Source organism: Mycobacterium sp. 1165196.3 (assembly GCF_001673415.1).
Classification (GTDB): Bacteria; Actinomycetota; Actinomycetes; order Mycobacteriales; family Mycobacteriaceae; genus Mycobacterium; species Mycobacterium europaeum_A.
In genome coordinates, this window is sequence record NZ_LZLU01000071.1 from 41,205 (window position 1) to 52,299 (window position 11,095).

Here is an 11,095-nt window from a genome sequence, read left to right on the forward strand (position 1 = left end):
TTTTGAGCACTGCGGCGTAGGGGGTACCCCCGTAGCGATGACGCAGACGATGCAACCCCCCGACCAGGCCGACGCCGACCCGGAGACACGGCCGCGCCGGAGCGCCGGCGTGTGGCTGGCCGCCGTGGCCGCCGCCCTGGCGTTCGCCGGCCTGCTGGCGGTCGGGTTCCACACCGATCTCAGCGGCGGTAGCCCGTCGGCGGTCCCGCAGGCCGGGACGCTGCAGGTCAGCGGGACGGGCATGACGAAGACGCTGCCCTGCCACGCCGGTTATTTGTCGGTGAGCGGGCAGCAGAACACCGTCACCCTCACCGGGCACTGCACCAGCGTCAGCGTCTCCGGCAGCGGCAACCACGTCGCGGTCGACAGCACCGACGCGGTCAGCGCGTCGGGGAACGACAACGTCGTTCTCTACCACTGGGGTTCACCCAAGATCGCCAACGTCGGGACGGCCAACGTCGTCCGACAGGGCTGACCCGGCGGCGGCCGAGCCTACAATCGGGGCCCGTGAGCCTGGAGGACGCCGAAGCGCTGCGGGTGCTGCGTGACGCCTTCGCGCCCGCGGACTCGGCCGGTGACTCCGCGCTCGTCCATCGCTTCTACACCCAGTGGTTCGCCCTCGACGGCTCGGTGCGTGATCTGTTCCCGCCCGAAATGGCCGCCCAGCGGCTCGCTTTCGGGCGCGCGCTGCACTGGGTGTTCGGCGAGCTGGTCGCCCGGCGCGCGCAGGAGCCGGTGGCTTTTCTGGCCCAGCTCGGCCGCGACCATCGCAAATACGGTGTGCTGCCGGCCCATTACGAGACCCTGCGGCGCGCGCTGCTCTCGACGCTGCGCGCGCACGTCGGTGCGGCGTGGACCGACGCCGTGGAGGCGGCGGCCCGGCAGTCGCTGAACCTGATCACCGGGGTGATGAGCGGCGCCGCGGACGCCGAGGAGGGCCCCGCCTGGTGGGACGGCACCGTCATCGAACACATGCGGGTGTCGCGCGATCTCGCGGTCGTGCGGCTGCAACTCGACCAGCCGATGCACTACCACCCCGGCCAGTACGTCGACGTCCACGTGCCGCAGTGTCCGCACCGGTGGCGGTATTTGAGTCCCGCCATTCCGGCCGACCCGGGCGGCGGCATCGAGTTCCACGTCCGCCTGGTTCCCGGCGGCCTGGTCAGCACCGCGATCGTCGGCGAAACCCGCATCGGCGACCGGTGGCGGCTGTCCAGCCCGCACGGCGGCCTGCGGGTCGACCGCGAGGGCGGCGACGTGCTGATGGTCGCCGGCAGCACGGGCCTGGCGCCGCTGCGGGCGCTGATCATGGACCTGTCCCGGTTCGCGGTGAACCCGCGCATCCATCTGTTCTTCGGCGCCCGGTACCGTTGCGAACTCTACGATCTGCCGACCCTGTGGCAGGTCGCCTCGCACAATCCGTGGCTGTCGGTGTCTCCCGTCTCGGAGTACAACAGCGACCCGTCCTGGGCCGCGGGCTATCCCGACGTCACGCCGCCGCGCGGCCTGCACGTGCATCAGATCGGGCGGCTGCCCGACGTGGTGACCAAGTACGGCGGCTGGGGTGACCGGCAGATCCTGGTCTGCGGGGGGCCGGCGATGGTCAGCGCCACCAAGGATGCCCTGATCGCCAAAGGCGCTCCGCCCGAACGCATTCAGCATGACCCGCTATGGAGGTAGCCATGCACGTCGTCACTCTGCGCGATCCGTCGTCGCCGCTGGTCGCGCAGTTCGTTCCCGAGGCGGGGATGATCGGCACGTCGCTGCGCGACGCCGGTGTGGAGCTGCTGGGCCAGCGCCGCGGCCTGGACGCCTACGTCTCCGACGGCAAGACGATGGGGATCCCGATCCTGTACCCGTGGGCAAATCGGTTGGGCGAGAACACCTATACCGCCCAGGACGTCACCGTGACCTTGACCCCGGGAGAAAACGGCGTGCGCGCCGACCCCAACGGGCTACCCATCCACGGCGTCCTGGCCGCCTACCCGGGTTGGCGGGTGACCGCCGAGACCGCCAACGAGCTGACCGCCGAACTGGATTTCGGGGCCGATCCCCGATTGCTGGCCAGCTTCCCGTATCCGCACGTGCTGACGGTCGCGGTGCGGCTGGCCGACCGGACGCTGACGGTTCGGACCACGGTGGACGCGACCGGGGATCGGGCCGTGCCGCTGTGCTTCGGGTTTCATCCCTACCTGCAACTGCCCGACGCCCCGCGGGCCGACTGGGTCATCGAGACACCGCCGTTGCGGCATCTGGGCCTCGACGGCACCGGGCTGCCCACCGGCGCTTCCGAGCCGCAGCCGGCCCGGCGAGAGGCATTGGGCGACAACACGTTCGACGACGCCTACGACGGGGTGGCCGACGGCGCAGTGTTCGCGGTGTCCGGCGGCGGTCGGCGCATCGAGGTGCATTTCGAGCAGGGCTATCCGGCGGCGCAGATTTTTGCGCCGGCGCCCGACGACCCCACGAAGACGATCGTGTGCTTCGAGCCGATGACCGCACCGACCGACGCGCTGCGCCGGGGCGGCTACCGCTGCGCGCTACCGGGCGAGCGGGCCGTCACGCAATTTTCGATCCGGGTGGGCTCGCCGTGACCACTCGGGTCACTGCCGCTGTCTGGTGGTCATCAGGTGAATGTGAAAGCGCTAGCAGATGTGCTAGCGCTTTTGCGAAGGTCGTATGCGTGTCGGAGACAGACCCCTTGGGGCGCAAGGGAAAGCGACCGAAAGTCAGCGTCCCCGGCGCGGCTGCCACACCACCAGCGCGGTGCTCTTGGGCACCACCGCCACGTCGCGGCGCTGGCTGGCGCGGACCTGCGAAAGCTCCTCGGTCAACTCCTTGACCCGGGCCTGCAGCGCCTCGACCTGATTAGTCAGCTCGATGATCCGCTTGATGCCGGCGAGGTTGACGCCCTCGTCCTGCGACAGGCGCTGCACCTCGCGCAGCAGGTCAACGTCGTGCTCCGAATACCGCCGTCCCCCACCGGAAGTCCGGCGCGGGCTGACCAGCCCGAGGCGGTCGTAGGTGCGCAGCGTTTGGGCGTGCATGCCGGCCAGCTCGGCGGCCACCGAGATCATGAAGGTCCGGGCGTCCTCTTTTCGTGAATTGCTCGAGCCCTTGGCCATCAGCGATTGCCTGCCCATCCGGCCCGGGGGTCGAAGCCGCTGGCGCGCTCGGCGGCGGCGTACGCCTCCAGCGCCTCCTGGGCGGCCCCCTCCAAATTCGGTGGTACAGCGACCTTTACGGTCACCAGTAAGTCGCCGTTGCCGCCGCTGCGCTTGGGAACGCCACGCCCGCGCACCCGCAGGATGCGGCCGTCGGCGGTGCCCTTGGGCACCCGGACACCGACCTTGCCGTCCAGGGTGGGCACCGAAATGGTTGAGCCCAAAGCCAACTCGGTGAAGCTGACCGGCACCGTCACCGTCAGGTCGTCGCCGTCGCGGCCGAACACCTTGTCCGGGCGCACATGCACCGTCACGTACAGGTCACCCGAGGGCGCACCGCGCAACCCCGCCTCACCCTGGCCGGGCAGCCGGATGCGCTGCCCGTCCTCGACGCCCGGCGGGATCCGCACGTTGATGGTGCGGGTCCGGGTGGTGACGCCGGTGCCCTTGCACTCGTCGCAGGGGTGCTCGATGATCGAGCCGCTGCCCCGGCAATCGGTGCAGGGCTCGGAGAATCCGAACGCGCCCTGGTTGCGGTTGATCACGCCGGAACCGTTGCAGGTGGGACACACCTTCGGGCTGGTGCCCGGCCGCGCGCCACTGCCATGGCAGTTGGTGCACGGCGCCGGGCTGGTCAGCCGCAGCGGCATCGCCACGCCCTTGGCGGCCTCGACGAAATCCAGCTGGGTTTCCGTCTCGAGGTCGTTGCCGCGGCGGGGCCGGCTGGGCCGGGCACCCGAACCGCGCCCGAACAGCCCGCCGAACAGGTCACCGATGTTGGTGCCGCCGCTTCGGCCGGCCGCGTCGAACAAATCGTTGAGGTTGAACTCGGCGCCATCACCACCGACGTTGAAGCCCCCGAACCCGCCGCTGTCGAACCGGCGCCCGCCGAATCCACCGCCGGCGAACAGCCTTCGGGTTTCGTCGTATTCCTTGCGCTTGGCCGGATCCGACAAGACGTTGTGCGCCTCGGAGACCGCTTTGAAGCGTTCACCGGCGGCCGGGTTGTCGGGGTTCGCGTCCGGGTGCAGATCGCGCGCCAACTTGCGGTAGGCGCGTTTGATCTCTTCTGGGCTGGCGTCAGAGGAGACGCCCAGCTCCTTATAGAAGTCCTTTTCGACCCATTCACGCTGGGCCATGTCGCGTCACCCCCTCACCTTTCTTCTGTTGTGTTGATTGTCTGCCTTATTCACCGGACGCGTCGGCGTTGTCGTCCGTGTCGGCCGGTTCGCTTTCGGCGGACTCGGGTGCGGCAGCCGCTCCATCCTCGTCGGCGACCGTGTCGACGACACCGACCAGGGCGTGACGCAGCACCTGATCACCCAGCTTGTAACCCTGCCGCATGACGGTGCCGATCACCGGCCGGGACCCGTCGCCCTCGTGCTGCACCGCTTCGTGCAGCACCGGGTCGAAGTCCTCGCCCTCCTCGCCGAACGCCGTCAGGCCAAGGCCGTTCAGCGCGCTTTCCAGCTTGTCGGCGACCGACTTCAGCGGTCCGGACTCCAGATCGCCGTGCTTGCGGGCGCGGTCGAGATCGTCGAGCACGCCCAGCAATTGGTTGACGACGGCGGCCTTGGCCCGGTCCGCCGCGGCCTGCTGATCGCGCAGCGCCCGCTTGCGGTAGTTGGCGAAGTCGGCCTGCACCCGTTGCAGATCGGCGGTGAGCTCGGCGACTTTGCCATCGGCTTGCTGCGCCGGTTCGCCGGCCGGCGCCCCTCCCGGCGTGTCGCCGGGAGGGGCCTGCCGCACTTCACCGGTCTCAGGGTCGATTCGCCGCTTGTCGGTGATCGTCACCTGTTCGTGTGGATTGCTTTCCGTCACTTGGACTCCCGGTCATCGTCGACCACCTCCGCGTCCACGACGTCGTCAGCGGAGCCAGACCCGTCGCCCGCCGCGCCCCCACCGGCCTGCTCGCCGGCGGCCTGCGTGGCCTCGTAGATCGCCTGTCCGAGCGCCTGTGACTCCTGGCCCAGCTTCTCCATCGCCGCCTTGATCGCGGCGATGTCGGTGCCGCCCAGGGCGGTCTTGGCCTCGGCGATCGCGGCGTCGACCTTGGACAGCGTGTCCTCGGGGACCTTCGAGCCGCCCTCGGCCTCGCGCTGGTCCTTGACGAACTTCTCCGTCTGGTAGACCAGCGATTCGGCCTGGTTGCGAACGTCGGCCTCTTCGCGACGCTGACGGTCCTCCTCGGCGTGCGCCTCGGCGTCCTTGATCATCCGGTCGATCTCCTCCTTGGACAGGCCGGAGCCCTCCTGGATCTTGATCGTGTTCTCCTTGCCGGTGCCCTTGTCCTTGGCCGTGACGTGCACGATGCCGTTGGCGTCGATGTCGAAGGTGACCTCGATCTGCGGGACGCCGCGCGGAGCCGGCGGGATACCGGTCAGCTCGAAGGAGCCGAGCAGCTTGTTGTGCGAAGCGATTTCGCGCTCACCCTGGTAGACCTGGATCTGCACCGACGGCTGGTTGTCGTCGGCCGTGGTGAAGGTCTCCGACCGCTTGGTGGGGATCGTGGTGTTGCGTTCGATGAGCTTGGTCATCACGCCGCCCTTGGTCTCGATGCCCAGGCTCAGCGGCGTAACGTCAAGCAGCAGAACGTCTTTCACCTCACCCTTCAAAACCCCGGCCTGAAGAGCCGCTCCCACCGCTACAACTTCATCGGGGTTGACGCCCTTGTTGGGCTCCTTGCCACCGGTGAGTTCCTTGACCAGGTCGGTCACCGCGGGCATCCGGGTGGAACCACCCACCAGGACCACGTGGTCGATCTCGGACACCGAGATGCCGGCGTCCTTGATCACGGACTGGAAGGGCTTACGGGTGCGGTCCAGCAGATCCTGTGTGATGCGCTGGAATTCGGCGCGGGTCAGCTGCTCGTCGAGGAACAGCGGGTTCTTGTCCGCGTCGACGGTGATGTAGGGCAGGTTGATCGAGGTGCTCTGCGAACTCGAGAGCTCGATCTTGGCCTTCTCGGCGGCCTCACGCAGCCGCTGCATCGCCATCTTGTCCTTGGTCAGGTCAATTCCGCTGGTGCCCTTGAACTTATCGACCAGCCATTCGACGACGCGGTCATCCCAGTCGTCCCCACCGAGGTGGTTGTCACCACTGGTGGCGCGGACCTCGACCACACCCTCGCCGATCTCGAGCAGCGAGACGTCGAACGTACCGCCACCGAGGTCGAAGACCAGGATGGTCTGTTCCTTCTCGCCCTTGTCCAGGCCGTAGGCCAGCGCCGCCGCGGTCGGCTCGTTGACGATCCGCAGGACGTTGAGGCCGGCGATCTGGCCGGCTTCCTTGGTGGCCTGACGCTGGGCGTCGTTGAAGTACGCCGGCACGGTGACGACCGCGTCGGTGACGTCCTCACCCAGGTACGCCTCGGCGTCGCGCTTCAGCTTCATCAGCACGCGGGCGCTGATCTCCTGAGCGGTGTACTTCTTGTCGTCGATCTCGATGGACCAGTCGGTGCCCATGTGCCGCTTGACCGAACGGATGGTGCGGTCGACGTTGGTGACCGCCTGGTTCTTGGCGGGCTGGCCGACGAGCACCTCCCCGTTGCGCGCGAACGCGACGATGGACGGCGTGGTCCGCGAACCCTCGGAGTTGGCGACGACGACCGGGTCACCGCCCTCGAGGACTGCGACGACGGAGTTGGTGGTCCCGAGGTCGATACCGACCGCACGAGCCATAGTGATTCCTCCTGAATATGTAGAGCTTGTCTGGTGCCACTATGCTGAGTGAACCCCGCTCAAGCCTGCCCCTGGGGCGGTGGGCTGTCAACCCAGTATTGAGTGTGGTTCGCTCAACTTGTCGATAATGCTAACGGCGGTCGGTCCCGGCTTGTTCCCGGGTCGCCAAAGAATTCTGGGCGCCGCCGGCAACCTCCGCTATCAGCGCCAGCAGTGCCCGGGTGGCCGCGCTGGCCTGCCGGTTCGCCGAGGTCGCGACGTAGAGCCGCCACTGCAGGTCGTGCCCGGTGATCCGGACGCTCACCAAACCCGAGCTGTCGATGCCCTCGAGGATGGACCAACTCAGAAAACCGATCCCCAGCCCCTTGCGGATGCAGACCGCCGCCGTGCCGATGTCGGCGACCTCCACCGCGACGGTCCGCTCGACCCCGGCGGCCGCGAACGCGGTGTCCACCACGGCGCGGTTCCCATAGCCCGGCGGCCCGTCGACGAAGGGCATGCCCGCGAGCTCGGCCAGCGAAACCGCCTTGCGCCGGGCCAGCGGGTGGCCCTCGGGGACGACCAGCAGCAGCGGCACCGAGGCCACCAGCCGGGTGTGCAGGTCGGCCGGGGGCGGTCCGGTGAAAACCAGGAAGGCGACGTCGAGATCCCCGTCGCGCAATTGGGCCGCCAGCCCGGCCGACCCGGAGCTGGCCGCGCGCAGGTGGACCACGACGTCGGGATGACGGGCGTGCAGTTCGGCCAGCACGGTCGGCACGTCGATGACGCTCACCGACGTCAACGTCCCCACCGTGACGGTGCCGCGCACCGTGCCCCGGGCGGCGCTCACCGCGTCCTTGGCCGCGCGGGCGGCGTCCAAAGTGGTCCGGGCGTGGGGTCGCAGCGCTTCGCCGGCGGGGCTCAGCGCCACGCCGGCGGGGCCCCGGACGAACAACTCGGCGCCCAGTTCGCGCTCGAGCGCCTTGATGGTGGCCGACACTCCCGATTGCACGACGTGCAGCCGCTGGGCCGCCCCGGTGAAGCTTCGACTGTCCGCCACGGCCAGGAAGTACTCGAGGTGACGAAGCTCCACACCAGCGATTATCACCGCCGGTGATGAGAACCATCAGAAGATATCGTTGGTGCTGATCAAACCGCGGGGCATACCGTGACAATGCCCATGGATCAGCAAGCCCCCACCACGATCCGCACCCCCTGGTCGTCGGCGTCGCCCGACGACCGCTTCATCGTGGAGAACCCCGCCACCGGACAGGTCGTCACCGTCGTGCACGGGGCCGGCACCGCGGAGGTGGATCGGGCCGTGCGGACCGCGCACGCGGCGCACCTGCACTGGAAGCTTCGTCCGGCCCGCGAACGCGGCCGCTACCTGCGGCAGATCGCCGACGTCATTCGCGAACACGCCGACGAGATCGCCGCCCTCGAGTCGCGAGAGATGGGCAAGCCGATCAGCCAGGCCCGCAGCTTCGACGTGGAAGCCGCGATCGGGATCTTCGACTACTTCGCCGGCATGGTCGAGGTGCTGCCCAGCCAGGCACGCGACTACGGGCCGGTGTTCGACGTGACCACGCTGGAGCCCTACGGCGTGATCGCCGGCATCGTGCCCTTCAACTGGCCGCCGATCCACACCGCCGGCAAGGCCGCTCCCGCGCTGGCCGTCGGGAACGCCGTCGTGCTGAAACCGCCTGAGCAGACGCCCTCGGTGGTGCTGCGACTGGTCGAGCTGATCCAGTCGGTGCTGCCCGACCCGGTGGTGCACGCCGTGCCCGGCGGCGGCGAGGTGGGCGCCGCGCTGGCCGAGCATCAACTGGTGGGCAAGATCTCCTTCACCGGGTCCCCGCTCACCGGTTCGGCGGTGCTGCGCACCGCGGCCGGCAACCTCACGCCGGCGTTGATGGAACTGGGCGGCAAGAACCCGCTGCTGGTGTTCGACGATGCCAACCTGCACGAGGCGCTGTTGGCCGCCATCGACGGCGGCTTCTTCAACCAGGGCGAAGCATGCACCGCATCGTCGCGAATCCTGGTGCAGGACCACGTCTATGCCGAGTTCGAGGAGAAGCTGTGCGCCGCCGTGCGTCGGCTGCGGGTGGGCGACGGCGCCGATACCGCCACCGACGTGGGGCCGCTCGTCACCCGGGCGCAGCGCAAGCAGGTCCTGGAGTACCTCGACATCGGCGTCGCCGAAGGCGCCCGCATCGCCGCCCAGGCACCGCTGCCGCAGGATCCGCGGCTCGCGGACGGCTTCTACGTCGCGCCGACCGTGCTGACCGGCGTCACGCCGGACATGCGGGTGGCCCAGGAGGAGATCTTCGGTCCGGTGGTCGCCCTGATCCGGTTCAGCGACGAGGCCGAGGCGGTGCGGATCGCCAACGGCACCCCCTACGGGCTGGTCGCCGCGGTGTTCACCGCCGACGGCGACCGGGCGCTGCGGGTGAGCCGGCAGATCCGGGCCGGAGCCGTCTTCGTCAACAACTACGCGCGGGTGGCCATCGGCAGCGGATTCGGCGGCGTGGGCCACAGCGGGTTCGGCCGCGAGCACGCCCAGGAGACGCTGGCCGAGTACGGCTACACCAAAACCATCCGCCTGGCCGCCAACCGTGACGAGTTGCCGTACTGGAGCGGGGCCGCCCGAGTCCTCGAAGGATAACCCAGATGCGTGTCATCGCCCTCGAAGAGCATTACGCCACAACGGAATTCCTGCAGGGCCCGGGCAGCTGGCTGGCGTCGCGAGCCGGCATCGTCGAAGCCGCCAGCGATCTCGGCGACGGCCGCATCGCGGCGATGGACGAGGCCGGGGTGGACCTGGCCGTGCTGTCGCTGGCCGCGCCCGGGGTGGAGCAGCTGGATCCGAACGAGGCGGTGCGGCTGGCCCGGGATTGCAACGACCAGCTCGCGGCGGCGGTGCAGCGCTACCCCGACCGCTTGGCGGGCTTTGCCACCGTGCCCACCAGCGCACCCGACCAGGCGGCCGAGGAACTCGAGCGCGCGGTGCGCGGGCTGGGCTTCCCCGGCGCGGTGATCAACGGACACAGCCGCGGCCGCTATCTGGACGACCCGTTCTTCGAGCCCGTCCTGGACCGCGCGGCCGCCCTGCAGGCGCCGATCTACCTGCATCCGACCATCCCCCCGGCGGGCGTCATCGAGTCCAGCTACGCGGGTTTCGCCGAGCCCGTCACGTTCGCCCTGGCCACGGTGGGCTGGGGGTGGCACATCAACACCGCCACCCACGCGCTGCGGATGATCCTGGGCGGCGTGTTCGACCGGCACCCGGCGCTGCAGATGATCATCGGGCACATGGGTGAGGCGACGTCGTTCATGCTGCCGCGCTTCGACGCCACGCTGACACCGGAGCTGACCGGTCTGCAGCGTCCCGTCAGCTACTACCTGCGGGAGAACTTCCACTACACGTTCGCCAACTTCAACGACCACGCGACGTACGCGAACCTCGTCGCCCAGGTGGGGATCGACCGCGTGGCCTTCTCCGCCGACTATCCGTTCGGGTCGATGGTCGCCGCCCGCGCGTTTCTGGACAGCCTGCCGCTCACCGACGACGAGCGCGCGGGCATCAGCCACCGCAACGCCGAAAAGCTGTTGGGGCTGTAGGGAAGTCGTGAACCGGTAACGGGTCGATAAATTCGGGCCATCGGCTCTGTATCGATACCTGTGTCAGGGCAGCGGCTTTCGCGTCTCGGTGCGTAACCTGAGTGCCGCTATATGAATCGTCTGGGGAGCGGCGGGTGCGGTTTTCGGAGAATGCGCGGCGAAGCCTGGCCGGTGGTTCGCTGCTGCTCGTAGCCCTGGTGGCCGGCTCGGAGCTGGTCTCCGGCTGCAGTTCGGTCATCGGCGGCCGGCCGGTGGCCTCGCCAGGAGCCGGCCCCACCGAACCGTCCTTCCCCACACCCAGGTCCACGCCGCCGTCGGCCACCGCCGCCCCGGCGCCGGGCCCGTCGGCCGCACCGGCGAACCCGACCACCCCGGCCGGCGCCATCCCGCTGCCGCCCGACCAGAACGGCTACGTCTTCATCGAGACCAAATCCGGCGTGACGCGCTGCCAGATCAACAGAGACACCGTCGGCTGTGAGGCGCCCAGGTTGCCCAGCACCCATTGCACTTTGCCGCCGCTGTTGATGCTGACGCCGTTGGCGTGCTCGCCGTCCTGCAGCGGGGAGTTGGTGAAGGGCGCCTCACAGCCGACGGTGTCTCTGTTGATCTGGCAGCGCGTCACGCCGGATTTGGTCTCGATGAAGACGTAGC

General features: G+C 69.1%; 10 protein-coding genes and 1 pseudogene. 6 read left to right on the forward strand and 5 right to left on the reverse strand.

What is annotated here, in order from left to right; translation table 11 throughout:
* Window positions 1–37: 37 nt before the first annotated feature.
* The 3 genes from A5659_RS06960 to A5659_RS06970 are packed head-to-tail and all read left to right on the forward strand — an operon-like array spanning window position 38 to window position 2,594.
* On the forward strand, window positions 38–475 hold the full coding sequence (locus tag A5659_RS06960) for a DUF3060 domain-containing protein (RefSeq protein ID WP_197497942.1): 438 nt from the start codon (window positions 38–40) through the stop codon (window positions 473–475).
* Window positions 476–507: 32 nt separating this feature from the next.
* Window positions 508–1,680: an FAD-binding oxidoreductase gene (locus tag A5659_RS06965; protein WP_067180002.1), complete on the forward strand. Its 1,173-nt coding sequence runs from the start codon at window positions 508–510 to the stop codon at window positions 1,678–1,680.
* A 2-nt stretch (window positions 1,681–1,682) separates the two neighbouring features.
* The gene (locus tag A5659_RS06970) at window positions 1,683–2,594 is read left to right on the forward strand and encodes an aldose 1-epimerase (protein WP_067180005.1); all 912 of its coding nucleotides are present in this window, start codon (window positions 1,683–1,685) and stop codon (window positions 2,592–2,594) included.
* A gap of 135 nt (window positions 2,595–2,729) precedes the next feature.
* Here A5659_RS06970 and A5659_RS06975 read toward each other — a convergent pair whose 3' ends face one another.
* The 5 genes from A5659_RS06975 to A5659_RS06995 all read right to left on the reverse strand — a co-directional run bounded on the left by A5659_RS06975 (window position 2,730) and on the right by A5659_RS06995 (window position 7,916).
* Window positions 2,730–3,125 carry a heat shock protein transcriptional repressor HspR gene (locus A5659_RS06975; protein WP_066872316.1) on the reverse strand — a complete coding sequence of 132 codons (396 nt, stop codon included), beginning with the start codon at window positions 3,123–3,125 and terminating at the stop codon, window positions 2,730–2,732.
* Window positions 3,125–4,303, reverse strand: coding sequence for a molecular chaperone DnaJ (dnaJ, locus tag A5659_RS06980; protein WP_066872313.1), 1,179 nt, complete (start codon window positions 4,301–4,303; stop codon window positions 3,125–3,127). The genes A5659_RS06975 and dnaJ overlap by 1 nt, the downstream gene beginning before the upstream one ends.
* A 46-nt stretch (window positions 4,304–4,349) precedes the next feature.
* Window positions 4,350–4,985 (reverse strand): nucleotide exchange factor GrpE, encoded by a 636-nt coding sequence (grpE, locus tag A5659_RS06985; RefSeq protein WP_066872309.1) that lies wholly within the window; start codon window positions 4,983–4,985, stop codon window positions 4,350–4,352.
* On the reverse strand, window positions 4,982–6,844 hold the full coding sequence (gene dnaK, locus A5659_RS06990) for a molecular chaperone DnaK (protein ID WP_066872307.1): 1,863 nt from the start codon (window positions 6,842–6,844) through the stop codon (window positions 4,982–4,984). The genes grpE and dnaK overlap by 4 nt, the downstream gene beginning before the upstream one ends.
* Before the next feature lie 130 nt (window positions 6,845–6,974).
* Window positions 6,975–7,916, reverse strand: coding sequence for a LysR family transcriptional regulator (locus A5659_RS06995; RefSeq protein ID WP_067180008.1), 942 nt, complete (start codon window positions 7,914–7,916; stop codon window positions 6,975–6,977).
* 87 nt (window positions 7,917–8,003) lie between these two features.
* Here A5659_RS06995 and A5659_RS07000 point away from each other — a divergent pair, with 87 nt between their 5' ends.
* The 3 genes and pseudogenes from A5659_RS07000 to A5659_RS07010 all read left to right on the forward strand — a co-directional run.
* Window positions 8,004–9,488 (forward strand): aldehyde dehydrogenase, encoded by a 1,485-nt coding sequence (locus tag A5659_RS07000; RefSeq protein WP_067180011.1) that lies wholly within the window; start codon window positions 8,004–8,006, stop codon window positions 9,486–9,488.
* Window positions 9,489–9,493: 5 nt separating this feature from the next.
* On the forward strand, window positions 9,494–10,444 hold the full coding sequence (locus tag A5659_RS07005) for an amidohydrolase family protein (protein ID WP_067180014.1): 951 nt from the start codon (window positions 9,494–9,496) through the stop codon (window positions 10,442–10,444).
* A gap of 134 nt (window positions 10,445–10,578) precedes the next feature.
* Window positions 10,579–10,929: pseudogene (locus A5659_RS07010) on the forward strand (hypothetical protein); the annotation flags it as partial.
* Between the last annotated feature and the right edge of the window lie 166 nt (window positions 10,930–11,095).